The 24,368-nt window shown below is 62.0% G+C and carries 19 protein-coding genes; 8 read left to right on the top strand and 11 right to left on the bottom strand.

What is annotated here, in order from left to right; genetic code table 11:
• Position 1: 1 nt before the first annotated feature.
• The 3 genes from JV201_RS05190 to JV201_RS05180 are packed head-to-tail and all read right to left on the bottom strand — an operon-like array spanning position 2 to position 1,380.
• Positions 2–217: a DUF1289 domain-containing protein gene (locus tag JV201_RS05190; RefSeq protein WP_003209601.1), complete on the bottom strand. Its 216-nt coding sequence runs from the start codon at positions 215–217 to the stop codon at positions 2–4.
• The gene (locus JV201_RS05185; protein ID WP_003209603.1) at positions 214–738 is read right to left on the bottom strand and encodes a gamma carbonic anhydrase family protein; all 525 of its coding nucleotides are present in this window, start codon (positions 736–738) and stop codon (positions 214–216) included. The genes JV201_RS05190 and JV201_RS05185 overlap by 4 nt, the downstream gene beginning before the upstream one ends.
• Before the next feature lie 39 nt (positions 739–777).
• Positions 778–1,380: a CoA pyrophosphatase gene (locus JV201_RS05180; protein WP_003209605.1), complete on the bottom strand. Its 603-nt coding sequence runs from the start codon at positions 1,378–1,380 to the stop codon at positions 778–780.
• Between the two features lie 146 nt (positions 1,381–1,526).
• Between JV201_RS05180 and JV201_RS05175 the strand changes: the two genes are divergently transcribed.
• The 7 genes from JV201_RS05175 to nagE all read left to right on the top strand — a co-directional run bounded on the left by JV201_RS05175 (position 1,527) and on the right by nagE (position 10,040).
• The gene (locus JV201_RS05175; protein WP_003209606.1) at positions 1,527–2,075 is read left to right on the top strand and encodes an NUDIX hydrolase; all 549 of its coding nucleotides are present in this window, start codon (positions 1,527–1,529) and stop codon (positions 2,073–2,075) included.
• Positions 2,076–2,117: 42 nt separating this feature from the next.
• Positions 2,118–2,621: a murein L,D-transpeptidase family protein gene (locus tag JV201_RS05170; protein ID WP_003209608.1), complete on the top strand. Its 504-nt coding sequence runs from the start codon at positions 2,118–2,120 to the stop codon at positions 2,619–2,621.
• Positions 2,622–2,884: 263 nt separating this feature from the next.
• On the top strand, positions 2,885–3,643 hold the full coding sequence (locus JV201_RS05165) for a GntR family transcriptional regulator (RefSeq protein ID WP_003209609.1): 759 nt from the start codon (positions 2,885–2,887) through the stop codon (positions 3,641–3,643).
• Between the two features lie 10 nt (positions 3,644–3,653).
• Positions 3,654–4,760 (top strand): N-acetylglucosamine-6-phosphate deacetylase, encoded by a 1,107-nt coding sequence (gene nagA, locus JV201_RS05160; RefSeq protein WP_087695120.1) that lies wholly within the window; start codon positions 3,654–3,656, stop codon positions 4,758–4,760.
• The gene (locus JV201_RS05155) at positions 4,741–5,763 is read left to right on the top strand and encodes an SIS domain-containing protein (RefSeq protein WP_177040149.1); all 1,023 of its coding nucleotides are present in this window, start codon (positions 4,741–4,743) and stop codon (positions 5,761–5,763) included. Before nagA ends, JV201_RS05155 begins: the two co-directional genes overlap by 20 nt.
• Positions 5,764–5,799: 36 nt before the next feature.
• Entirely contained in the window at positions 5,800–8,307 is a 2,508-nt protein-coding gene (gene ptsP / locus JV201_RS05150) for a phosphoenolpyruvate--protein phosphotransferase (RefSeq protein ID WP_219406595.1), read from the top strand.
• Between the two features lie 74 nt (positions 8,308–8,381).
• Positions 8,382–10,040 (top strand): N-acetylglucosamine-specific PTS transporter subunit IIBC, encoded by a 1,659-nt coding sequence (gene nagE / locus JV201_RS05145; RefSeq protein WP_218170368.1) that lies wholly within the window; start codon positions 8,382–8,384, stop codon positions 10,038–10,040.
• Between the two features lie 127 nt (positions 10,041–10,167).
• On the opposite strand, the gene JV201_RS05140 is transcribed toward nagE, so the two are convergent.
• From JV201_RS05140 to purL, 3 genes are all read right to left on the bottom strand, one after another.
• The gene (locus JV201_RS05140; RefSeq protein WP_177020415.1) at positions 10,168–10,461 is read right to left on the bottom strand and encodes a DUF6124 family protein; all 294 of its coding nucleotides are present in this window, start codon (positions 10,459–10,461) and stop codon (positions 10,168–10,170) included.
• A gap of 294 nt (positions 10,462–10,755) precedes the next feature.
• On the bottom strand, positions 10,756–11,067 hold the full coding sequence (locus tag JV201_RS05135) for an NGG1p interacting factor NIF3 (RefSeq protein WP_087695123.1): 312 nt from the start codon (positions 11,065–11,067) through the stop codon (positions 10,756–10,758).
• A 4-nt stretch (positions 11,068–11,071) separates the two neighbouring features.
• On the bottom strand, positions 11,072–14,968 hold the full coding sequence (purL, locus tag JV201_RS05130) for a phosphoribosylformylglycinamidine synthase (protein ID WP_008438262.1): 3,897 nt from the start codon (positions 14,966–14,968) through the stop codon (positions 11,072–11,074).
• A gap of 287 nt (positions 14,969–15,255) precedes the next feature.
• Here purL and mltF point away from each other — a divergent pair, with 287 nt between their 5' ends.
• Positions 15,256–16,716 (top strand): membrane-bound lytic murein transglycosylase MltF, encoded by a 1,461-nt coding sequence (gene mltF / locus JV201_RS05125; RefSeq protein ID WP_177008154.1) that lies wholly within the window; start codon positions 15,256–15,258, stop codon positions 16,714–16,716.
• A 137-nt stretch (positions 16,717–16,853) separates the two neighbouring features.
• On the opposite strand, the gene JV201_RS05120 is transcribed toward mltF, so the two are convergent.
• From JV201_RS05120 to treP, 5 genes are all read right to left on the bottom strand, one after another.
• Positions 16,854–17,150 (bottom strand): PTS transporter subunit EIIB, encoded by a 297-nt coding sequence (locus tag JV201_RS05120; protein WP_003209625.1) that lies wholly within the window; start codon positions 17,148–17,150, stop codon positions 16,854–16,856.
• 1 nt (position 17,151) lies between these two features.
• On the bottom strand, positions 17,152–19,683 hold the full coding sequence (gene ptsP / locus JV201_RS05115; RefSeq protein WP_219406594.1) for a phosphoenolpyruvate--protein phosphotransferase: 2,532 nt from the start codon (positions 19,681–19,683) through the stop codon (positions 17,152–17,154).
• 49 nt (positions 19,684–19,732) lie between these two features.
• Positions 19,733–20,953 carry a carbohydrate porin gene (locus tag JV201_RS05110; protein WP_177025477.1) on the bottom strand — a complete coding sequence of 407 codons (1,221 nt, stop codon included), beginning with the start codon at positions 20,951–20,953 and terminating at the stop codon, positions 19,733–19,735.
• 74 nt (positions 20,954–21,027) lie between these two features.
• Positions 21,028–22,674: an alpha,alpha-phosphotrehalase gene (gene treC / locus JV201_RS05105; RefSeq protein WP_003209630.1), complete on the bottom strand. Its 1,647-nt coding sequence runs from the start codon at positions 22,672–22,674 to the stop codon at positions 21,028–21,030.
• 66 nt (positions 22,675–22,740) lie between these two features.
• Positions 22,741–24,183, bottom strand: a complete 1,443-nt coding sequence (gene treP, locus JV201_RS05100; protein WP_008438268.1) for a PTS system trehalose-specific EIIBC component — start codon at positions 24,181–24,183, stop codon at positions 22,741–22,743.
• Between the last annotated feature and the right edge of the window lie 185 nt (positions 24,184–24,368).

Genomic DNA, 24,368 nt, shown 5'->3' with positions numbered 1-24,368 from the left:
ATCAGGCGCCGGATTTACCGGGAATCATCCACACCAGCCCACTCGCCTTCGCCCGCTCATGGCACAACCCCAGCACTACCCGGCGCTCGGTATTGTCCATGCGACTCCAGCGGGTAATCTCTTCCACCGTGCGCTGGCATCCCGTGCAGATATCATCGTCATCCAGCGCACAAATGCTCACGCACGGCGAGGCGACGGGTCGTTCTACCGGGTTCATTCTTCCTGCTCAACCAGATCACGGGCATACCGCTGGGAGTTATGCACATAGTGCGCAGCGCTGGCCTCGAGCATTTTCTTCTGCACGTCGGTCAGTTCCCGCACCACCTTGCCCGGCGAGCCCATCACCAACGAACCATCGGGAATTTCCTTGCCCTCGCCGATCAGCGAATTGGCGCCGATGATGCAGTGCTTGCCGATCTTCGCCCCGTTAAGAATCACCGCATTGATGCCAATCAGGCTGTAATCGTCGACGGTGCAGCCATGCAACATGGCGTTATGGCCGATGGTCACGCCGGTGCCAAGGGTCAGCGGGTAACCCATGTCGGTGTGCATCACGCTGCCGTCCTGCACGTTGCTGTTCTTGCCGATCAGGATCAGCTCGTTGTCGCCGCGCAACACCGCGTTGAACCAGACGTTGGCGCCCTCCTCCAGCTTGACCTTGCCCACCAGCGTGGCATTGGGGGCCACCCAGCTGTTGGGATGGGTTTCGACTCGGGCGTCGCCCAGGCGGTATTTCATAGGTGGATCCTCACGGCAGGAACGATGGCCATCTGGCTCTTAGGTATTGATGAAGCTTTTCGGCGGTCGATGCAGGCTGATGTCGGCATCGTCATAGAGCAGATTGATCAGCTCGACGATCATGATCGCCGTCAGGCCCCAGATCTTGTATTCGCCAAACCGATAACTGGGCACATACCAACTGCGGCCCTGGTAATCGATACGGTGGGTGTGTTCGCGGGGATCCTGGCGAAAAAACTCCAGGGGCACGCTGAAAACAGCGGCGATCTCGGCGTCATTGGCCAGGTATTCGACGTAATCGGGGATAACGCCTACATAAGGCGTGACACGGATACCGTGCAGGGAAATCAGCGGGCTCAACGGGCCGATGACTTCCACCAGGCCCGGCGGCAGGCCGATTTCTTCTTCGGCTTCGCGCAGCGCGGTGAATATCAGGTCGGGATCTTCAGGGTCGCGGCGCCCGCCAGGGAACGCCACTTCGCCGCCATGGGTGGATAACCCGCTGGCGCGCAAGGTCAGGATCAGCTCGGGTTCGTCACTGCGGGTGATCGGCACCAGTACTGCCGCTTCCGGGAAACGACCGTCGGTCTCCAGCGTGTGGGGCGTATGATTGCTTACCCGGCGAAGTAGCTCGTCCAGCATGAGTCATCTCGGTCTGTTGGCTACCTTGCATCATGCACCAAACCTTGCGCACGCCCAACCCCAAAACCCTGGCCATGTCGCTAAACGACAACTTGCAGCCCATACCCGGTCACGCCAAGATAGGCGCACTCTCCAGGAACCCCAGCATGAACTTCTGCAGCCAGTGCGGTAAACCGGTCACCCAGCGCATTCCCGAAGGCGACGCACGCCTGCGTTATGTCTGCGATCACTGTCAGACCATTCACTACCAGAACCCCAATATCGTCGCGGGCACCGTACCGGTGTGGGGCGACCAGGTGCTGCTGTGCCGGCGCGCCATCGAGCCGCGCCTGGGTTTCTGGACCTTGCCCGCCGGCTTCATGGAGAACGGCGAGACCGTCGAGCAGGCCGCGATGCGCGAAACCCTCGAAGAAGCCTGCGCCCGGGTGCGCAACCTGAGCATCTACACCCTGATCGACGTGCCTCACATCAGCCAGGTGCACATCTTCTACCGGGCCGAACTGATCGACCTGGATTTTGCCGCCGGCCCCGAAAGCCTTGAAGTGCGCTTATTCGATGAAGCCGACATCCCTTGGTCCGAGCTGGCTTTCCGCACGGTCGGGCGTACCTTAGAATGCTTTTTTGCTGACCGCCGGCAACAGTCGTATCCGGTGCGCAGCGAATCGGTGCCGCCGCTGACCCAGTTGGCCAAATAACAATCCAGGCGGCACGTAGTCTTTTCAGGGGATACCGTTTCAATGCGTTGGTTGCTTGCTCTGATCTGCCTGTCGTTTGCCACGCTGTCGCCAGCCTCCACCCAAGTGATCCTGGGGGGCAAACCCGTCGAGAAAATCCTGGTGCTCAAGTCTGCCCATCAGTTGCAACTGATTAATGACGGCAAGCCCCTCAGGACCTACCGCATTTCCCTGGGGAAGAACCCCAAGGGCACCAAGCTGATGGAAGGCGACCGCCGCACCCCGGAAGGTTTCTACTGGATCGACTGGCGCAAGACCAGCGACCGCTTCAACCTGGCCATGCACATCTCCTACCCCAATATCAGCGATTCCGCGCGCGCCCGCCGCGAAGGGGTCAAGCCCGGCAGCATGATCATGATCCACGGCACCCCCGACGCCGAGGACTACCCCGAAGAGCTGTTCCACACCCTGGACTGGACCGACGGCTGCATCGGCATGCGCAATGTCGACATGCGCGAAGTCTGGAACCTGGTGAAAGACGGCACGATGATCGAGATTCGTCCGTAATTTCCTGCCCCTCGTAAAATAATTCAAAAAAAATTCCCGCCCCATGGGTGGCCTGCCGGTGAATACCAGTTCACCTCGGCAAGCTGCGCGCTTCTGCCTGAAATAAAGACCTCTCTAATACCACTTGAACTGGCGCACTATTAAGGCGCCCGCAAACGCTCGCCTGCACTGTTTTCGCTGCATTGACATGGTATTTAAGTGGTATTAGCTTGCGATCACTACCGGGCGACAACACTCCAATAACCGCATCGGAAACCGACACGATGAACCCCATCCTGGCCCTGCGCCCCGACGATAAACAATCGACGCCGCTGTACCTGCAACTGGCCCGCAACCTCGAAGCCGCGATTCATGCCGGCCAGTGGAAATCCGAGCAGGCTTTGCCGTCGGAACGTGCCCTCAGCGAGCAACTGAGCATTTCCCGGGTGACCGCCCGCAAGGCGCTGGAAGTGCTGTTCGAACAAGGTCTGATCCGTCGCAGCCAAGGCTCCGGAACCTTCATCACGCCACGCCTGGAACAACCGCTGTCGCGCCTCTCGGGCTTCAGCGAAATGCTCCGGCTCAAGGGCTTTGTGCCGACGTCCCAGTGGCTGGAGCGCGACATCACCCCGCCGACCCATGAAGAATTGATTCGCCTGGGCCTGTCACCCAGCGACAAAGTCGCGCGGCTCAAGCGTTTGCGTAAGGCCGACGACACGGTGATGGCGATTGAAATGACCGCCATGCCCGCCTCCGTCCTCCCCCACCCGCAGGCCATCGGCAACTCGCTCTACGAATACCTGGAAAGCATCGGCAAACCCATCGTGCGCGCCCTGCAACACATCCAGGCGATCAACGCCTCGGATGAGTTCGCAGCCCTGGTGGGCATCGCCCCCGGCACCGCCATGCTGCTGATGACCCGGGTGGGCTACACCGCCGACAACACCCCGATTGAAATCACCGACACCTACTGCCGCAACGACTACTACGACTTCGTCGCAGAACTGCGCCGCCACGACTATTCCGCTGAACTGCGAATTTAGAGAACTGCCCATGTCCGAAGACAATATCCTCACGCCACACGGCTGGATTCGCGGCCGCCTGGTGCACCAGCACGGCAAGGTCACTGCCGTAGAAGGCAGCCCGTGCAACCCGGCTGACAACGACCTGCCGTACCTGCTGCCAGGCTTTATCGACCTGCACGTGCACGGCGGTGGCGGCAAAGACATCATGGAAGGCACCGACGCCTTCCACACCATCACCCGCACCCACGTGCGGTTTGGCACCACCTCGCTGCTGGCCACCACCATGACCGCGCCAGTGGATGAGATTTCCCGCGTGCTCGGCGAAATCGGCACCTATTGCGAAAGCCGCCCGACCGGCACCGCTCGTGTCCTGGGCGTGCACCTGGAAGGTCCCTACATCAATCCGGGAAAACTCGGCGCACAACCGAACTTCGCCCACACCGCCTTGATGGCCGAAGTCGAAGAATACCTGCGCCTGGCGCCGATCCGGGTGATCACCATTGCTCCGGAAATCGCCGGCCATGACGGCCTGATCCGCGCCCTCAGCGAACGTGGCGTGCGCATGCAGATCGGCCACACCCTGGGCAGCTACGAAGAAGGCGTCGCCGCCCTCGCCGCCGGGGCCACCAGCTTTACCCACTTGTACAACGCCATGAGCCCGCTGCATCACCGCGAGCCCGGCATCGTCGGCGCGGCCCTGGCCCACGCCAAATACGCCGAGTTGATTCCCGACCTGCTGCACGTGCACCCCGGTGCCATGCGCGTGGCGCTGCGCTCGATCCCGTGCCTGTATTGCGTCACCGATTCCACCGCCGCTGCCGGCATGCCCGACGGCGAATACAAGCTGGGCAGCCACACCGTGACCAAGTGCCTGGGCGGCGTCCGCCTGGCCGATGGAACGCTGGCCGGCAGCACCCTGACCATGGACCAGGCGCTGCGCAACCTGGTGAAGATCGGCCTGCCGATCAGCGAAGCCTCACAACGCCTGTCGCAATTTCCTGCGGACTACCTGGGCCTCGAAGAACGCGGTCGCCTGCAACCCGGCAGCTTTGCCGACTGCGTGCGCCTGGACCGCTCCCTGCACCTCACCGACGTAATGGTCGAAGGAGAAACCATTGACTTCAAAAATGCTTGAAGAGGCCCTGGCCTCCTGCGAGGCCGTCGAGGCTCAACTGCAACGCCTGGACCCATTGCTGGAGGAAGTCGCCGGCCGCCTGCGTCGCCAGCCGCCGCAAGTGGCGATGACCATCGCCCGTGGCAGCTCGGACCACGCCGCCAGTTACTTCGCCTACCTGACCATGCAACACCTGGGGATTCCGGTGGCGTCGTTGCCGATGTCGGTGGTGACCATGCTGCAATCGCCGCTCAAGGTCAGCGGGCAAGTGGCGTTCGGTTTCTCCCAGTCGGGACAGAGCCCGGACCTGGTCAACAGCCTGCGCCTGTTGCGCAAGCGCGGTGCCTTGAGCATCTCGATGGTCAACGCCGAAGACTCGCCACTGGAAGCCGCCTGCGAATTCCATGTGCCGCTGTGCGCCGGGCCGGAACGCAGCGTCGCCGCCACCAAAAGCTTTATCGCCACCCTGAGCGCCAGCGCCCAGCTGATCGGCCACTGGAATCAGGAAGACGAGTTGCTGCAAGCCTGTAAGGCACTGCCCGAAGGTTTGCGTGAAGCCGCCAGGCAAGACTGGAGCCTGGCCATCGACGCCCTGCGCGACTGCCAGCAACTGATGGTGATCGGTCGTGGCGCCGGTTTTGCCATYGCCCAGGAAGCCGCGCTCAARCTCAAGGAAACCTCGGCGATCCAGGCCGAAGCCTTCAGCAGCGCCGAAGTGCGCCATGGCCCGATGGCCCTGATCGATGACAACTACCCGCTGCTGGTCTTCGCCCCACGCGGCGCCGAACAAGCCGGCCTGCTGAGCCTGGCCGCCGATATGCGCCAGCGCGGTGCCCGCGTGCTGCTGGCCGCTCCCGATGACATCGCCGAGCGCGACCTGACCCTGAGCCGCGCCGAACACCCGGCCCTGGACCCGATCCTGGCGATCCAGAGTTTCTACGTGATGGCCGCCGGTTTGGCAGAGGCCCGGGGCATGGACCCGGACCAACCGCGTCACTTGAGCAAAGTGACCCGCACCCACTGAGTTGATTGCAGCGTTTTCCTGATGAGTACCGTGCCCATGTCCCACAATAATAAAGACCTCACCCTCAGCGCTCCCCTCAGTGGGCCGGTGCTGACCCTGGGCGACGTTCCCGACGAAGTGTTCGCCAGTGGCGCCATGGGCGACGGCATTGCCATCGACCCGCTCAACGATTGCCTGCACGCGCCGTGTGATGGCGTGATCATCCACGTCGCCCGCACCGGGCATGCGCTGACCATTCGCGCCGATAACGGCGCTGAATTGCTGATGCACGTGGGCATCGACACGGTGGAATTGAATGGCGAAGGCTTTGCGCTGCTGGTCAAGCAAGGTGCGCGGGTCAGCAAGGGCCAGGCACTGGTCCAGTTTGACCTGGACCTGATTGCGCGCCAGTGCAAAAGCCTGGTCAGCCTGATCATCCTGACCAACAGCGAGCTGTTTGAGCTACGGCCGATCACCTTGAAAACAGTGAAGGTCGGCGAGCCGCTGCTGCATGTGGTTGCACGGTTGGCCGGTGCAGCGAAAGTGATTGATGAGTCGGTCACCGAAGCCAGCGCGACTATTCGCATCACCCATCGTGGCGGCCTGCACGCGCGCCCCGCTGCCTTGATCCGCAAGACCGCACAGGCATTCAGCAGCCAGTCGCAGCTGCATTTCGCTGGCAAGTCGGCTTCGTGCGACAGCCTGATCGGCTTGATGGGCCTGGGGATTGGTGAGCAGGACGAGGTGCAGGTCACCTGTCGTGGCAAGGATTGTGAAGCGGCGCTGCAAGCACTGATCGCTGCGCTGTCGGTGGAAGTTGGCGAAGCGCATCACGCTCCAGTGGCCGTCGCCCCACGCCGCGCGAATACCGAAGCCGGAGTACTGCAAGGCGTGTGTGCCGCGCCGGGGTTGGTCTGCGGCCCGTTGTTCCGCCTGAACGGAATCGAGCTGCTGGTGGACCCGGGCAACAACGTGCCGGATGAACAATTGCAGCACCTGGACAGCGCCCTGGAACAGGTGCGTAGCGAAATCCGCCACACCCTGGACCAGGCCCGTCAGCGCAAGGATGTGGAGGAAGAAGAGATCTTCGCCGCCCACCTGGCCCTGCTGGAAGACCCTACGTTGCTGGAGGCCGCCACCGCCGCCATCGAACAGGGCAGCGCCGCCACTCACGCCTGGCGTGATGCGATCCAGGCCCAATGCGCGGTGCTGCTGGCACTGGGTAAACCGCTGTTCGCCGAACGCGCCAACGACCTGCGCGACTTGCAGCAACGCGTGCTGCGGGCGTTGCTGGGCGAGGCCTGGAATTTTGATTTGCCGGCCGGCGCTATCGTCTCGGCCCATGAGCTGACCCCATCGGATCTGCTGCAACTGAGCAATCAACACGCCGCCGGTATCTGCATGGCCGAAGGCGGCGCGACGTCTCATGTGGCGATTCTGGCGCGGGGTAAAGGCTTGCCGTGCGTGGTTGCACTGGGCACTGAATTGCTTGATGTGCCCCAAGGCCAGCGCGTGGTGCTGGATGCCGCCAACGGCCGCCTGGAGCTGACGCCGGATGATGCACGCCACGCCCAGGTTCACCAGTTGCGCGATGCACAGAAACTGCGGCGCCAACAGCAGCACGCGCAGGCTCAAGGCACCGCCAGCACTCAGGATGGCGTGCGCATTGAAGTGGCCGCGAATGTCGCCTCCAGCGCCGAAGCCCAACTGGCCTTCGAGAATGGCGCCGATGGAGTCGGCCTGCTGCGCACAGAATTTCTCTTCGTCGACCGCCGCACTGCGCCCGACGAGCAAGAGCAGCGCCAGGCCTACCAAGCCGTGCTGGATGCCATGGGCGACAAATCCGTGATCATCCGCACCATCGACGTCGGCGGCGACAAGCAACTCGACTACCTGCCGCTGCCGTTCGAGACCAACCCGGTGCTGGGCCTGCGGGGCATTCGCATGGCGCAAGTGCGTCCGGAGGTGCTGGACCAGCAACTGCGTGCCCTTCTCCAGGTCAGCCCGCTGGAACGTTGCCGCATCCTGCTGCCAATGGTCAGCGAAGTCGACGAACTGCTGCACATTCGCCAGCGCCTCGATGAACTGTGCGCCGAGTTGGAACTGACCCAACGCCCGGAACTGGGCGTGATGATCGAAGTGCCCGCGGCGGCGCTGATGGCCGAACAACTGGCCGAGCACGCGGACTTTCTGTCCATCGGCACCAATGACCTGTCCCAGTACACCCTCGCCATGGACCGCGACCACGCCGGCCTCGCCGCCCGGGTCGATGCCATGCACCCGGCGCTGTTGCGGCTGATCGCCCAGACGTGCATCGGCGCAGCCAAGCATGGGCGCTGGGTCGGTGTGTGCGGGGCGCTGGCGTCCGACCCGCTGGCCACGCCGGTGCTGATCGGTCTGGGCATCAGCGAGCTGTCCGTCAGCCCGCCGCAAATCGGAGAAATCAAGGACCGTGTCCGTCACCTGGACGCAGCCCAATGCCGGCAACTGAGCCAAAGCCTGCTTAACCTGAGCAGCGCCAAAGCCGTTCGCCAAGCCTGTCAACACCACTGGCCGCTGAGCTGAAAACAACAAGAATAGGGAGACACGCCGTGTACCAATATTTTATCGAAGGGCTGCAACGCCTGGGCCGTGCACTGATGCTGCCGATCGCGATTTTGCCGATCGCCGGCCTCCTGCTGCGACTGGGCGACACTGACCTGCTGAACATCGCGGTGATGCACGACGCCGGGCAGGCGATCTTCGCCAACCTGGCGCTGATCTTTGCCATCGGCATTGCCGTGGGTTTTGCCCGCGACAACAACGGCACGGCGGGCCTGGCAGGCGCCATCGGTTACCTGGTGATGGTCTCCACCCTCAAGGTGATGGACGCCAGCATCAACATGGGCATGCTCGCGGGCATCGCCAGCGGCTTGATGGCCGGTGCGCTGTATAACCGCTTCAAGGACATCAAGCTGCCGGAGTACCTCGCATTCTTTGGTGGGCGACGGTTTGTGCCGATCGTCACCGGGTTCTCCGCGGTGGCGCTGGGGGTGATCTTTGGTTTGATCTGGCCACCCGTGCAGCAAGGCATCAACAGCTTCGGCGTGCTGCTGATGGAAAGCGGCAGTTTTGGTGCGTTCGTGTTTGGCGTGTTCAACCGCCTGCTGATCGTCACCGGCTTGCACCATATCCTCAACAACATGGCGTGGTTTGTGTTCGGCACCTTCACCGACCCGACGACCGGCGCGGTAGTGACCGGCGACCTGACTCGCTATTTTGCCGGCGACCCGAAAGGTGGGCAGTTCATGACCGGCATGTTCCCGGTAATGCTGTTCGGCCTGCCGGCGGCGTGCCTGGCGATGTACCGCAATGCACTGCCGGAGCGGCGCAAGATCATGGGCGGGATTTTCCTGTCGATGGCGCTGACCTCGTTCCTGACCGGGGTCACCGAGCCGATCGAATTCGCCTTCATGTTCCTCGCGCCGTTCCTGTACCTGGTGCATGCGCTGCTGACCGGGTTGTCGATGGCGATCACCAACATGCTCAACATTCACCTGGGCTTTACCTTCTCCGGTGGGTTTATCGACATGGTGCTGGGCTGGGGTAAATCCACCAACGGCTGGTTGGTATTCCCGGTTGGGCTGGCGTATGCGGTGATCTACTACAGCGTGTTCAACTACTGCATCCGTCGCTTCAATTTGAAGACGCCGGGGCGCGAGGATATTCAAGTCGCGCAGGCTGAGGCCATGACCGATAACCAGCGGGCCGGCGCTTACATTCGGGCGCTGGGTGGTGCAGAGAATCTGCTGAGTGTGGGTGCTTGCACGACGCGTCTGCGGCTGGACATGGTGGACCGCAACAAGGCGGTGGATGCCGAGTTGAAGGCGCTGGGTGCGATGGCCGTGGTTCGACCGGGTAATGGCGGGAGTTTGCAGGTGGTGGTCGGGCCGATGGCGGACAGCATTGCCGATGAGATTCGGTTGGCGATGCCTTCGTATGTTGGAGTCACTCCGGTCGCTGCTGCACCGGTTGAGAAGAGCACGCCGGTGAACGTGCATGAGGCCGAGAAATGGCTGAGTGCGCTGGGCGGTCGGGCCAATGTTTTGCAATTGGATGCGGTGGCGATGACGCGGCTGCGGGTGGAGTTGGGGGATGGTTCGGTGTTGTCGGAATCTCAACTGACGGCGCTGGGTTGCCAGGGTGTGAGCCAGCTTGAGAGTGGGGTTTGGCACTTGCTGATTGGTGACAAGGCTTCGGGGTTGGGTGAGGCGTTGGAGCGGTTGGTCAGTGGCCGTGAGGTTGGGGTAAAAGCCTGAATCTTTGCTGAGCATCAGGGCCTCTTCGCGAGCAAGCCCGCTCCCACATTTTGATCGGTGCCCGTCATGGCAACGCGGTCAAATGTGGGAGCGGGCTTGCTCGCGAATGGCCCTCACAGGCGCCGAATTACTCGGGCTCAGGCACCTCATACAAGTCCAGCATCCGATCCACCATCATTTGAATCCCCTCCAGCATCCGACAAATCCCCAGCGCCACATCACGGTGGGAACCGTCGACTTCAAACGCCAGATGAACCGTCAGCGCCTGCACTGAGGCAAGGTCCTGAGAGGCGTTGGCCAGCAGGGTTTCGCTATCCAGATTAGGTACAAGGGTGAATAACTGATCGGCAGGTTGACTCGTCGCCTGACGGGCTGCAGCTTGAAGCGAGGCTATGGAAGATGAAGTGTTTTCGTTGACCATCGTGAAGCTCCGAGAAGAATATGCTCCTAGTGATGTTTACGAGCTTGCAGTCCCGGTCACTGAATTGGCAGCGACTGGCGAAGGTTAGAGAGGCAGGTTCCGAGGGACAACCTGAAAGACTTGTCAGAAAAATCCGAGTCGCTCCGACAAGCCAGCTCCCACATTTGATCGCCACCAGACATGGCAACGCGGTCCAATGTGGGAGCCGGGCTTGCCCGCGATGAGGCCCTACAGGCAACAAAAAACCCGCTGACCAAACTGGCCCAGCGGGTTTCTTGTTTTTCAACCAGCGAATCAAAAATCCGCCAACTGCCACACCTCATACGCCGGTGTCTCGTACGGATGGCTAAGCTTCAACGCAGCCACCACAGCCACGATCAACTCATCCGCCACCACCAACTCAACCTTCCACTCTTCAACCACTTCAACCTGCCCCACCTGCCCGATAAACGGCTGGCTGCCGTCCATCGCGCGGAATTGGCCCTGGCCCAGTACCTGCCAGGCGCAGCTGTCGTAGTTGCCGATGCGCCCGCCGCCGGCTGCGAAGACGGCGGTTTTCACCGTCTCCACGTGGCTGTCGGGCACAAAGAAGCTGAGCTTGTACACCGACTTAGTTCACCCAGACGCGAGCGTTACGGAACATGCGCATCCACGCGCCGTCTTCGTTCCACTCTTCCGGGCGCCACGAGTTCTGCACGGCGCGGAACACACGCTCCGGGTGCGGCATCATGATGGTGACGCGACCGTCGCGGCTGGTCAGCCCGGTGATCCCGCGCGGCGAGCCGTTCGGGTTGGCCGGGTAGCCTTCGGTGACCTTGCCGTGGTTGTCGACAAAACGCAGGGCCACAGTACCGGACAGGTCGGCTTCCAGCAGTGCTTCTTCGCTGGCGAATTCCGCATGGCCTTCACCGTGGGCGATGGCGATTGGCATGCGCGAACCGGCCATGCCTTGCAGGAAGATCGAGTTGGATTCCTGTACTTGGACCATCGCAACCCGCGCTTCGAACTGCTCGGAGCGGTTACGCACAAAGTGCGGCCAGAACTCGCTGCCCGGGATCAGTTCGCTGAGGTTGGACATCATCTGGCAACCGTTGCACACACCCAGGGTGAAGCTGTCATTACGCTCGAAGAAGCCCTGGAACGCGTCACGGGCACGGCTGTTGAACAGGGCCGACTTGGCCCAGCCTTCACCGGCACCCAGTACGTCGCCGTAGGAGAAACCACCGCAGGCAACCAGGCCTTTGAACTCATTGAGGTCGACGCGACCGGCGAGGATGTCGCTCATGTGCACGTCGATCGCATTGAAGCCGGCACGGTCGAACGCCGCCGCCATTTCCACCTGGCCGTTGACGCCCTGCTCACGCAGTACGGCCACTTGTGGGCGGATGCCTTTCTTGATGTAAGGCGCGGCGATGTCCTGGTTGACGTCGAAGCTGAGCTTGGTGCTCAGGCCCGGGTTGTCTTCTTCCAGGATCACGTCGAATTCCTGCTCGGCGCAATCGGCGTTGTCGCGCAGGCGCTGGATCTGGTAGCTGGTCTCGGCCCACTGGCGTTGCAGCAGGCGGCGCTGGCCTTCAAACACGGTTTCGCCGTTGAAGACGATGTTGATTTCACCGTTGTTGATCGGCTGGCCAATCACGGCCACGCAGTCGCCCAGGCCAGCGGCGCTGAACTGTGCGAGTACGTCCGGGGTTGCGTCCTGGCGAACCTGGATAACGGCGCCCAGCTCTTCGTTGAACAGGATTGCTGCGATGTCAGCGGAAGTTTCTGCCAGGCCATCGAGGTTCAGGCTCAGGCCGCAGTGACCGGCGAAGGCCATTTCCACGGCGCTGGTCAGCAAACCACCGTCGGAACGGTCGTGGTAAGCCAGCAGGTGGCCGTCGGCGTTCAGGCCCTGGATCACGGCGAAGAAAGCTTTCAGGTCTTCGGCGTCGTCGACGTCCGGGGCCTGCTTGCCGAGCTTGCCGTGCACCTGGGCAAGGATCGAGGCGCCCATGCGGTTCTGACCGCGACCGAGGTCGATCAGGATCAGGTCGGTGGTGCCCTTGTCCATGCGCAGTTGCGGGGTCAGGGTCTGGCGAATGTCGGTGACTGGCGCAAAGCCGGTAACGATCAGCGACAGCGGCGAGGTGACGCTCTTGTCCACGCCTTCATCGTTCCAGCGGGTGGCCATGGACATGGAGTCCTTGCCCACCGGAATGGTGATGCCCAGCTCAGGGCACAGCTCCATGCCGACCGCTTTCACGGTGTCGTACAGGCGCGCATCTTCACCCGGGTGACCGGCAGCGGACATCCAGTTGGCCGACAGCTTGATGTCGGAGATCTTGGCGATACGCGAAGCCGCGATGTTGGTCAGGGTTTCGCCGATGGCCATGCGGCCCGACGCCGGAGCGTCCAGCAGCGCCAGCGGAGTGCGCTCGCCCATGGCCATGGCTTCACCGGTGTACACGTCGAAGCTGGTGGCGGTGACGGCAACGTCAGCCACCGGGACCTGCCACGGGCCGACCATTTGATCACGGGCAACCAGACCAGTGATGGTGCGGTCGCCGATGGTGATCAGGAAGCTTTTGCTGGCAACGGCCGGGTGGTGCAGGACGCGCTCCACGCAGTCGGCGATGGCCAGGGTCGATGGATCGAAATCGTCGCCCAGTTCGTTTTCACGCACGGCCGAACGGTGCATGCGCGGGGCTTTGCCCAGCAGCACTTCCAGCGGCATGTCCACCGGGCTGTTGCCGAAGTGGCTGTCGGTGACCGTCAGTTGCGGCTCGGCAGTGGCTTCGCCGACTACCGCAAACGGGCAGCGCTCGCGCTCGCAAATCGCCTGGAAGCGTTCGAAGTCTGCAGGACCTACCGCCAACACGTAGCGTTCCTGGGATTCGTTGCTCCAGATTTCGTGCGGAGCCATGCCCGGCTCGTCGTTTGGAATGTTGCGCAGTTCGAAACGGCCGCCACGATCGCCATCGTTGACCAGTTCCGGGAAGGCGTTGGACAAGCCACCTGCGCCGACGTCGTGGATGAAGCTGATGGGGTTCTTGTCACCCAGTTGCCAGCAACGGTCGATTACTTCCTGGCAACGGCGTTCCATCTCAGGGTTTTCACGCTGTACGGAAGCGAAGTCCAGGTCGGCCGAGCTGGTGCCGGTGGCCATGGAGGAAGCGGCGCCGCCGCCCAGGCCGATCAGCATCGCCGGGCCACCGAGGACGATCAGCTTGGAGCCGACCAGAATCTCGCCTTTCTGTACGTGTTCGGCGCGGATGTTGCCCATGCCGCCGGCCAACATGATTGGCTTGTGGTAACCGCGCACTTCATCGCCACGGGGGGTGGTGATGGATTGCTCGAAAGTACGGAAGTAACCGGTCAGGGCCGGACGCCCGAATTCGTTGTTGAACGCGGCGCCGCCCAGCGGGCCTTCGATCATGATGTCCAGCGCGGTGACGATGCGCTCAGGCTTGCCGTACGGCACTTCCCACGGCTGTTCGAAGCCCGGGATCTGCAGGTTGGACACGGTGAAGCCGGTGAGGCCAGCCTTTGGCTTGGCGCCACGACCGGTTGCACCTTCGTCGCGAATCTCGCCGCCGGAACCGGTGGCTGCGCCCGGGAACGGGGCAATCGCGGTCGGGTGGTTGTGGGTCTCGACTTTCATCAGGATGTGCACCGGCTCCTGCACCGCGCCGTACTGGCGGGTTTCAGGGTCCGGGAAGAAACGGCCGGCGACAGAGCCGACGATGACCGAGGCGTTGTCCTTATAAGCCGACAGAACGCCTTCGCTGTGCATCACGTAGGTGTTCTTGATCATGCCGAACAGGCTTTTTTCCTGGCTCTGGCCGTCGATGTCCCAACTGGCGTTGAAGATCTTGTGGCGGCAGTGCTCGGAGTTCGCCTGGGCGAACATCATCAGTTCGATGTCGTGGGGGTTGCGCTTCAGGCCGATGAAGGCGTTGACCAGGTAGTCAATTTCGTCTTCGGCCAGGGCCAGGCCCAGCTCGGTGTTGGCGGTTTCCAGGGCGGCACGGCCACCACCGAGCACGTCAATCGCGGTCAGCGGCTTGGGCTCGGCGTGGCTGAACAGACCGGCGGCCTGTTCCAGCTGGCTGACGATGATCTGGGTCATGCGGTCGTGCAGGCTGCTGGCGATCAGCTCGGCCTCGGCCTCGCTGAACTGGCCTGCTACATAGAAGGCAATCCCGCGTTCCAGGCGCTGGATTTTGTCCAGGCCGCAGTTGCGGGCGATGTCGCTGGCCTTGCTCGACCAGGGCGAGATGGTGCCGAACCGTGGCAGGACCAGGAACAAGCGGCCGTTAGGCTCTTGAACAGGAACGCTGGGACCGTACTTCAGAAGGCGCGCCAGCACTTGCTGTTCGTCGGCGGTCAAAACGCCAGTAACGTCGGCGAAGTGAGCAAATTCAGCATACAAGCCACTGACAGAAGGTACCTTCTGGCTCAGTTGCTCAAGGAGTTTGCTGTGGCGAAAGGCAGAAAGGGCAGGAGCGCCGCGCAGGATCAACATCTTCGGGACAGCCTCGGGAAGGGGGTGTGCTTTGAGGCCGTGCATTCTAGCGTAAACCGTCGCCAACGGCACCCGAAACGGCACCAGTGGCCGCAGCCGGACGTCAGTTGGCATAAATCGCACGATATCATATGGCCATACAGGCTATTCCGGGCAGTTATTTTAACCGTCACAATCGCCTGCCAAGCCCCGTTTCTGCGGGCTGCAGCCAAGGTTTACGGGCGCTAGCAGACAAGTGCCCCGCTGTCGAGATATGGCGCCGAGGGTCCTTTGCGTATACTGCGCAGATGTTCTCCCCTACTGCTTTACGCCCGCGATGCGCCAAATGGCTCTTCGTTACCGGACTCTTCCTGCTGCTCAGTGCGTGTGTGGATAAACCCAACACCCTCGAGCGAATCAAGGAGGATGGCGTATTGCGGGTGGTCACCCGAAACAGTCCGGCCACTTATTTCCAGGACCGTAACGGCGAAACCGGCTTCGAATACGAACTGGTGAAACGTTTTGCCGACGAGTTGGGGGTAAAGCTCGAGATCGAGGCGGCCGACAACCTGGATGACCTGTTCTCGCAGATCGGCAAACCCAACGGCCCGGTACTGGCCGCCGCCGGCCTGGTCAGCAGTGAGCAACGTCGCCAGCAAGTGCGTTTCTCCCACCCTTATCTGGAAGTCACCCCGCAGATCATCTACCGCAACGGCCAGTCCCGGCCGACCACCGCGGCAGACCTGGTGGGCAAGAAGATCATGGTGCTCAAGGGCAGCACCCACGCCGAGCAACTGGCGCAGCTGAAAAAACAGTTTCCCGGGATTGACTACGAAGAGTCCGACGCCGTTGAGGTGGTCGACCTGCTGCGCATGGTGGATGAGGGCCAGATCGACCTGACCCTGGTGGACTCCAACGAAGTGGCGATGAACCAGGTGTACTTCCCCAACGTGCGGGTGGCCTTTGACCTCGGTGACGCCAGCCATCAGGCCTGGGCGGTCGCCGCCGGTGAAGACAACAGCCTGCTCAACGAGGTCAACAACTACCTCGACAAGGTGGAAAAGAACGGCACGCTGCAACGCCTGAAAGATCGCTATTACGGGCACGTCGACGTACTCGGCTACATGGGCGCCTACACCTTCGCCCAGCATCTGCAGCAGCGCCTGCCCAAATACGAGAAACACTTCCGGGCCTATGCCAAGGAAGAAAAGGTCGACTGGCGCCTGCTGGCGGCCATCGGCTACCAGGAATCACTCTGGCAGCCGGCGGTGACCTCCAAGACCGGCGTGCGCGGCCTGATGATGCTGACCCAGAACACGGCGCAGGCCATGGGCGTGTCCAACCGCCTGGACGCCAAGCAGAGCATCATGGGCGGCGCCAAGTACCTGGCCAAGATCAAGGATGAGCTGGACGACAAGATTGCCGAGCCGGACCGCACCTGGTTTGCCCTGGCGGCGTACAACGTCGGCACCGGCCATTTGGACGACGCGCGCAAGCTGGCCGAAAAAGAAGGCCTGAACCCGAACAAGTGGCTGGACGTGAAGAAGATGCTGCCGCGCCTGTCGCAGAAGCAGTGGTACAGCAAGACGCGGTATGGCTATGCCCGTGGCGGTGAGCCCGTGCATTTTGTGGCGAACATCCGGCGTTACTACGACATCCTGACGTGGGTGACGCAGCCGCAGCTGGAAGGCAACCAGGTGGTCGAAGGCAACCTGCATGTCCCGGGTGTGGACAAGACCAAGCCGACGGAAGAAACCCCGCCGCTGTAATCCCCCGATTATCCAAACACCACAAAACCAATGTGGGAGCGGGCTTGCTCGCGAAGGCGGTGGTTCAGCCAGCAAATGGATTGACTGACACACCGCCTTCGCGAGCAAGCCCGCTCCCACATTTGATCTTCGTCGTCTTATAGAGCGGTGTTCAGGCCGGTAAGCAGGTGCACCACCCCACCCGCCAACACCATCACGCCCGGCACGCCTGCCGCCTTGAGCGCCTGTGCATCCAACCGCCCCGCATCCTGCAACTGCACCCGCACCCGGGTCAGTGCTACCCGCTGCTGCGACTTGAGATTCTCCGCGCCGCCCAGCGCATTCAGCACTGCCGGGGCCAACAGTGTTTCGCTCACTGGAGCTGCCTGCGGCGTTTCAAGCACCAGATCCGGCGTCAGGGCCTTCCAGAACGCCCGCTGAAATTTCTCGAACATGTCAGTTCTCCACAACCAATGAGGTTTCAACGGTAGCCGCGTGGTACAGGCGCAAGGCCTCGCGAACCTGCGCCGCTTCTTCCAGGCCGAGCACCTGGCGGGCGATGGATTGGCAGTCCGCCAGGTCCAGCTCGCGCACGGTAGCCTTGATGGTCGGGATCAGCGGCACGCTGACCGACAACTCATCCACCCCCAGCCCGATCAGCACCGGCACCGCCAGCGCTTCAGACGCCAACGCCCCACACACGCCGACCCACTTGCCATGGGCATGGGCCGCCTTGACGGTGGTGGCGATCAGGCGCAGCACCGCCGGGTGAAAGCTGTCGGCCTGGCTGGCGAGGCGCGGGTGATCGCGATCCATGGCCAGGGTGTATTGGGTCAGGTCGTTGGTGCCGATGGAGAAGAAATCCACCTCCGGCGCAAACAGATCGGCCATCAATGCCGCCGATGGCACTTCGATCATGATTCCCAGCTTCGGCAGTTCCGTCAGCCCCAGGGCCAGCGCTTCCTCTTCAAGAATCTGCCGCGCCAGGCGCAGCTCCGAGAGCAGGCTGACCATCGGCAACATGATGTGCAAACGGGCGAAACCGGCACTGGCGAGAATTGCACGGAATTGTTCACGCAACAGTTCCGGGCGCTCCAGGCACAGGCGAATCCCGCGCAGGCCAAGGAACGGGTTGGTCTCGCTGTCCATCGGCACATAGGCCAACGGCTTGTCGCCACCAACGTCGAGGGTGCGCACCACCAGATTGCGCTGCGGGCCCAATGCACGGGCGATGGCGCTGTAGGTGCCCGCCTGCTCCTCGGGGCTCGGCGCGCGGTTGCGGTCCAGGTAGAGGAACTCGGAACGCAGCAAACCAACGCCTTCGCCCCCCAGGGACAATGCCTGCTCCACCTCCTGCAACGATGCGACGTTGGCCGTCACTTCGACGTGATGACCGTCGCGGGTCGTAGCGGGCAACGACGCCTGCTCCACTTCCCGCTGGCGGCGCAGCACTTGTTGTTGGCGGCTGGCTTGCAAGTGTTCGATCTCGGCCAGGTCCGGGTCCAGGTGCAACTCGCCCTTGTCGGCATCCAGCAGCACTTGCTTGCCGTTGGCCAGTTCCAGCACCTGCGCCGGCACCCCGCAGATGGCCGGCAAGCCAAGGGCGCGGGCGAGAATGGCGACGTGGCTGGTAGCGCCGCCGCCCACCGTCACAAAACCCAGCACCTTGCGCGTGTCGAGGCTGGCGGTTTGCGAGGGAGTCAGTTGTTCGGCAATCAGGATTGCCTGCTCCGGCAAATCCCAGGCGCTGTCCTGAACCCCGAGGATCAATTTCAGCACCCGCTGGCCAACGTCTGCCAGGTCGGCAGCGCGCTCGGCAAGCAAGGCGTTGCCCAGGCCCTGGAAGAGCGTGGCGGTGGCCTCGGTGGCGCTGTTCCAGGCGAAGGCCGCGCTCTTGCCCTGGTCCAGCAGGTCGCGGGTTTGTTCCAGCAGGGCCGGATCGTCCAGCAACTCCTGATGGGCGCGGAAGATCTCGGACTGGGCAGTGCCGACGGCCTTTTCCTGCAGGGCTTGCAGCGCCTGATTGGCGTTGTTCAGGGCATGGGTCAGGGCCGCACGTTCCAGCGCTTCACCTTTGCCGGTCTCTACGAACGTCAGTGCCGGCTCCTTGACCTGCACCACTTGGCCAAACGCCGAACCGGGCGAGGCGCACACGCCGCGCAGCAAGGTCGCCGATGAATCAGGCGCCACGGGTGCAGCGTCAGGTTGAGGAGCCGCGACGGTTTCGCCGCAGCCTTCGGCCAGCAAGGTCACCAGCGCCTGGATCGCCGCTTCGGCATCCTCGCCGGCCGCGCTGACTTGCAAGGTGTCACCCTGCACCGTTTGCAACGCCATGATCCGTACCAGCGACTTGGCGTTGGCGCTCTCGGTTTGCTTGTGCAGGTAAATACTCGCCTTGAAGCCTTTGGCCGCCTGCGCCAGCACCGCCGCCGGGCGCGCATGCAGGCCGTTGGCGTTGGGCAAGGTCAGTGGCCTGGAGAACAGGGCGTCACCCTCCTCGTCTTTCACCTCGTCGGCAACGGCTTGCGGCGTGACTCGCAGCAGTGGCTGCCCCACGTCCACCAGGCCCTGCTCGGGCGTCAGCAGCTTGAAGGGCTCGCCACTGACCACCAGCATCAGGGTCAGCAAACTACGGGCATTGAGCGCCACGTAGTCGCCATCGAATTCAATCAGCGGTTGCCCGGCTTCCACCCGCTGGCCTTCCTCGACCAATCGGGTGAAACCCTTGCCCGCCAGGTTCACGGTGTCCAGGCCGATGTGCATCAGCACCTGGACGCCGTTGTCATCGGTGATGCTCACCGCATGACCACTGTCCTGGATATTGCTGATCACCCCGGCCAGTGGCGCGCAGAGGGTCTGCGAGGTCGGATCGATGCACAGGCCATCGCCGATCAGGCGACTGGAGAACACCGGATCAGGCACCTGGTCCAGGGCGAGCAGCACCCCGGACAATGGCGCCAGCAATTCCAGGGATTGGGTTGTGGTCATGACTTCACCTGCTGTTTGGTTCTGTAAAAATCATTGGGCATCGACGGCTTTATTTCCACCAGTACTCAACCTGCACACCAAAGTTGGAGCCATGCAACGCCGTGCCATAACTGCCGGTGTCGGACAACGCCGAACCTGCGGCCAGTTCATTGGCCGCACGCTTGGCCGCTTCGTTCCAGGTCGCGTAGGTGTAATACAAGCGCACTTCCGGTCGTGCCCAGAAATCCGGGCCTTTGGGCGACCAGGTCGGGGCGAACGTAAATTTGCTCAGCTTGCGCGTGCCACCGGTGGCCTCGACCTGATCATGACCGAGTTCGGTGACCAGCTTGAACTGTTCGGAAATCGCATAGGCCGGGCGCACGCCCAGCGACATCCAGGTCTGATCCTGGCTGCCCGGGCGAATATCTTTCTGGTACACGGCCTCGATCTGCCCGCCAAACCGTGGCGTCACTTGCCAGTCGAAGAACTCCACTGCGCGGTAGCTCTTGCTGCTTTTATCGAGGAAGGTATCGCCGGTGTAGCCGAGGCCGGTGCCGGGGCCTTCGCCGTACTGCAGGGCAAATTTGTTGCGCCCGCCGAGGAAGGGTTTCTGCACATGCTGGGCGGTAATGGCCCAGCCGCTGTTGGTGTCACGGCCACCGGCTTTTTCGATGTAGCTCAAGCCCAGTTCCAGCTCGCCGCCGGGATTGGTCTTGAAGCCGGCCACGTTAAAGTCGTGACGGGTGGCGTATTCCTTCTGGTACAGGTTGTCCTTGCGGGAAAGCGCGTAGCTGTATTTCAGGTCGCCGATTTTCACGTCCTCGATACCGCCGCCCGTGGCGCTCTGGTTCCAGTAGTAGAAGTCGGAGATATGGATGTCGTTTCGTTTGTAGTAGCGCCGGCCGGCCCACAGCGAACCGCCGTTGAGGCTGGGGATGTTCGACCACTGCGCATACATCTGCGGCATGCGTGCCGAGCCGTTGTCTTCGCCCTGGAACTTCAGCGCCCGGTCGTACTTGTTGTACAGCGAAGCCATGGCGTCGACGCTGAACACCGAGCCGTCGTCGAGGGTCAGCAGGTCCTGGCGCAATTCGAGTTCGGCGTACTGCTCGCACTCGTTGCCCAGGCGGTATTTGGATTGTGCACCCGGCAACTGGAAGCACTGCTGCTTGCCACTGCCGGTTGAAGTCCCCGCACCGCTACGCAAGTAGCCGGCAAATTCCAACGCCTGGGCTGCCATCGGCAAGGTCAGGCAGGATGCAACGAGGCCCAGCTTTATTGTTGTTTTCATGAAGCACTCCGATATTTTTATTATGTTTTTTTAAGCGCCCCGGCTCTCCCACGCCGGGGGAGGTAAAGCGGGTCTCAGTCCTTGAGATGCAACACAAACGATTCATACGGGCGCAGCGAGACCTGGCTCGAGCGCTGTGGGCAGTCGTCGTAGTTGCTGATCAGCAGGCGTTGCTCACTCGCCGCCGTCAGCAGGCCATCGGGCAGTTCGATCTGGCATGGCGTGCCGTAGAAGTTGTTCAGCACCAGCAGGCGTTCGCCGTGGCCTTCGCGCAGGTACGCCCAGACCTGGGTGTGCTGTGGCAGCAGTTGGCGGTAAACGCCTTCCTGAATCAGCGGCTCATGCCGACGCAGCTTGATCAGCGCACGGTAGTGATGCAGTACCGATTGCGGGTCATCCAGCTCGCTTTGCACGTTGATCTGCGCGGCGTTGGCCGGGATGCCGATCCACGGTTCGCCGCGACTGAAGCCAGCGTTTTGCTCGGCATTCCATTGCATCGGTGTGCGGCTGTTATCGCGGGACTTCTGCATGATCGCCGCCATGCTCGATGCCTCGGACTCACCGGCCTCACGCTTGAGCCGATAGATGTTCAGCGTCTCGACATCCCGGTATTGGTCGATGGTGTCGAAGCCCGGATTGGTCATCCCCAGCTCTTCGCCCTGGTACACGAAAGGCGTGCCCTGGAGGAAGTGCAGCGCGGTGGCGAGCATCTTCGCCGAGACCACGCGGTGCTCGCCGTCGTCACCAAAACGCGAGACCACCCGCGGCTGGTCGTGGTTACACCAGAACAGCGCATTCCAGCCGCCACCGGCCTGCATGCCGAGTTGCCAGTCGGACAGAATCTGCTTGAGTTGCAGGAAGTCGAAGTCGGCCGCGACCCACTTCTGCAGGTTCGGATAATCGACTTTCAGGTGGTGAAAGTTGAAGGTCATCGACAGCTCTTTCGACTGTGGATTCGAATAACGAATGCAGTGCTCAAGGCTGGTGGACGACATCTCGCCGACGTTGATCAGGTCATGCCCCTCGAACACTTCGCGGTGCATTTCCTTCAGGTATTCATGCACGTTCGGGCCGTCGGTGTAGAAGCGCCGACCGTCGCTGTTGTCTTCCGGAAAATCCGCCGGCTTGGAGATCAGGTTGATCACGTCCAGGCGGAAACCGCCCACGCCCTTGTCGCGCCAGAAGCGCATCAGCTTGAACACTTCGGCGCGCACCTTGGGGTTGTCCCAGTTCAGGTCGGCCTGGGTGTGGTCGAACAGGTGCAGGAAGTACTGGCCGGTCTGCGCCTCGTATTCCCAGGCCGAGCCGCCGAACTTGGATTCCCAGTTGTTCGGCTGGTCGCGCCAGATGTAGAAGTCGCGGTACGGGTTGTCGAGGCTGCTGCGGGCCTGCTGGAACCACTCGTGTTCGATGGAGGTGTGGTTGACCACGATGTCGAGCATCAGCGTGATGCCGCGCTTGGCGGCTTCGCTGATCAGCAGGTCGCAATCGGCCATGGTCCCGTAGCTCGGGTCGATGGCGTAGTAGTCACTGATGTCGTAGCCGTTGTCGCGCTGTGGCGAACGCAGGAACGGGGTGATCCACAGGCAGTCGACGCCCAGCCACTTCAGGTAATCGAGCTTGTCCACGATGCCCAGCAGGTCACCGGTGGCGTTACCCGCGTGGCTGTGGAAGCTTTTGGGGTAGATCTGGTAGATCACCGAATGTTGCCAGTTTTGCATGACGGGTTCCTTCAATCTGGAAATGCGATCAACTGTGGGAGCTGGCTTGCCTGCGATAGCGGTAGATCAGGCGACCCGGTATCCGGGCCGGACAATTTTCATGCTCAACACACAGGTCAAAACAAACGGCACGACAATCGCGACGACCATGCCGATGACAAAACTTGGGATGTACTGCGGGATGATCGAGATGAACCCGGGCAAGCCACCCACGCCAATCGCCGAGGCCTGGACCTTGTTCAATGACAGGAAAATACTGCCCAGCGCCGAGCCGGTCAGCGCCGCGTAGAACGGAAACTTGAAGCGCAGGTTGACCCCGAACATCGCCGGCTCGGTGATGCCGAAGTAGGCGGAAATCGCCGAGGTGGACGCCATGCTCTTGTCCCGCGCATTGCGGCTCATGTAGAACACGCCGAGCGCCGCGCTGCCCTGGGCCAGGTTGGACATGACGATCATCGGCCAGATAAAGGTGCCGCCTTGGGTGGAGATCAGTTGCAGGTCCACGGCGAGGAACATGTGGTGCATGCCGGTGATCACCAGCGGTGCATACAGCAGGCCGAAGATTGCGCCGCCGACCATCGGCGCCAGGTCAAACAGGGTGACCACGCCTTCGGTGATCAGGATGCCCAGGTGACGGGTCACCGGGCCGATGATCGCCAGCGCCAGTACGCCGGTGACGACGATGGTAGTGATCGGCACCACCAGCAACTGAATGGCATTCGGCACCCGTGCCCGCAGCCATTTCTCAATCACGCTCATCACGTAGGCGGCCAGCAGGATCGGCAGGATCTGGCCCTGGTAGCCGACCTTCTCGATCTTGAACCAGCCGAAAATATCGAAGTACGGCAGGCTCTGGCCGTCGAGGCCGGCGACCGCCTTGCCGTAGTTCCAGGCGTTGAGCAGATCGGGGTGCACCAGCATCAGGCCGAGGACAATGCCGAGGATTTCACTGCCACCAAAGCGCTTGGCCGCCGACCAGCCCACCAGTGCCGGCAGGAACACGAACGAGGTGTTGGCCATCAGGTTGATCAGGCTCCACAGGCCATCCAGGTTCGGATAGGCGTCGAGCAAGGTCTTGTCCGCGATGAACATGCCCTTGGCGCCCATCAGGTTGTTCACCCCCATGAGCAAACCGGCAATGATCAGCGCCGGCAAAATCGGCATGAACACATCGGAGAACACCCGCACCAGGCGCTGCATCGGGTTTATTTTGTCGGCGCTTTTCTGTTTCACGTCCGCGATGGTCGACGCGGCGAGGCCCGTTTGCTCACGCAGGGCGGCGTAGACTTTTTCCACTTCGCCGGGGCCGATCACGATCTGGAACAGACCGCCGGTGAAGAACGAACCCTTGACCAGGTCGACCTGGTTCAGCTCGCCGCTGTTGGCCAGGCTCGGGTCCTTGAGGGCTAGGCGCAAGCGGGTGACGCAGTGGGCAGCTTGCTCAAGGTTGTCGCTGCCGCCGAGGTTCTTGAGAATCTCGCGGGCAATATTCGGATAGTCGTGGCTCATGCTTGGTATCCACTCTGGTTTTTTTTATTGGGCGGTCATAGGCAGCACGCCGAAGCCAAAAGTACTCGTCTGTACGAGTTAAAGCAATAACTCGTATGTACGAGTTTGAAAATGATTAATTTTCTGTTTTTTGAGTCAGAAATTTCCGAGTTCTACAATGGGTTGCATGGACAAACCCCATCGCT

This window comes from Pseudomonas sp. Colony2 (assembly GCF_019382755.1).
GTDB lineage: Bacteria > Pseudomonadota > Gammaproteobacteria > Pseudomonadales > Pseudomonadaceae > Aquipseudomonas.
The sequence above is the reverse complement of the archived record's forward strand: the minus strand, read 5'-3'. Positions and strand labels throughout refer to the sequence as shown.

What these genes read in the sequence shown, in the direction of transcription:
- treC (WP_003209630.1), bottom strand. Translation starts at nt 22,674, where the DNA reads ATGCAAAACTGGCAACATTCGGTGATCTACCAGATCTACCCCAAAAGC.
- nagA (WP_087695120.1), top strand. Translation starts at nt 3,654, where the DNA reads ATGTCCGAAGACAATATCCTCACGCCACACGGCTGGATTCGCGGCCGC.
- purL (WP_008438262.1), bottom strand. Translation starts at nt 14,968, where the DNA reads ATGTTGATCCTGCGCGGCGCTCCTGCCCTTTCTGCCTTTCGCCACAGC.
- JV201_RS05180 (WP_003209605.1), bottom strand. Translation starts at nt 1,380, where the DNA reads ATGCTGGACGAGCTACTTCGCCGGGTAAGCAATCATACGCCCCACACG.
- ptsP (WP_219406595.1), top strand. Translation starts at nt 5,800, where the DNA reads ATGTCCCACAATAATAAAGACCTCACCCTCAGCGCTCCCCTCAGTGGG.
- nagE (WP_218170368.1), top strand. Translation starts at nt 8,382, where the DNA reads ATGCTGCCGATCGCGATTTTGCCGATCGCCGGCCTCCTGCTGCGACTG.
- JV201_RS05190 (WP_003209601.1), bottom strand. Translation starts at nt 217, where the DNA reads ATGAACCCGGTAGAACGACCCGTCGCCTCGCCGTGCGTGAGCATTTGT.
- ptsP (WP_219406594.1), bottom strand. Translation starts at nt 19,683, where the DNA reads ATGACCACAACCCAATCCCTGGAATTGCTGGCGCCATTGTCCGGGGTG.
- JV201_RS05185 (WP_003209603.1), bottom strand. Translation starts at nt 738, where the DNA reads ATGAAATACCGCCTGGGCGACGCCCGAGTCGAAACCCATCCCAACAGC.
- treP (WP_008438268.1), bottom strand. Translation starts at nt 24,183, where the DNA reads ATGAGCCACGACTATCCGAATATTGCCCGCGAGATTCTCAAGAACCTC.
- JV201_RS05120 (WP_003209625.1), bottom strand. Translation starts at nt 17,150, where the DNA reads ATGTTCGAGAAATTTCAGCGGGCGTTCTGGAAGGCCCTGACGCCGGAT.
- JV201_RS05140 (WP_177020415.1), bottom strand. Translation starts at nt 10,461, where the DNA reads ATGGTCAACGAAAACACTTCATCTTCCATAGCCTCGCTTCAAGCTGCA.
- JV201_RS05110 (WP_177025477.1), bottom strand. Translation starts at nt 20,953, where the DNA reads ATGAAAACAACAATAAAGCTGGGCCTCGTTGCATCCTGCCTGACCTTG.
- JV201_RS05175 (WP_003209606.1), top strand. Translation starts at nt 1,527, where the DNA reads ATGAACTTCTGCAGCCAGTGCGGTAAACCGGTCACCCAGCGCATTCCC.
- JV201_RS05170 (WP_003209608.1), top strand. Translation starts at nt 2,118, where the DNA reads ATGCGTTGGTTGCTTGCTCTGATCTGCCTGTCGTTTGCCACGCTGTCG.
- mltF (WP_177008154.1), top strand. Translation starts at nt 15,256, where the DNA reads ATGTTCTCCCCTACTGCTTTACGCCCGCGATGCGCCAAATGGCTCTTC.
- JV201_RS05165 (WP_003209609.1), top strand. Translation starts at nt 2,885, where the DNA reads ATGAACCCCATCCTGGCCCTGCGCCCCGACGATAAACAATCGACGCCG.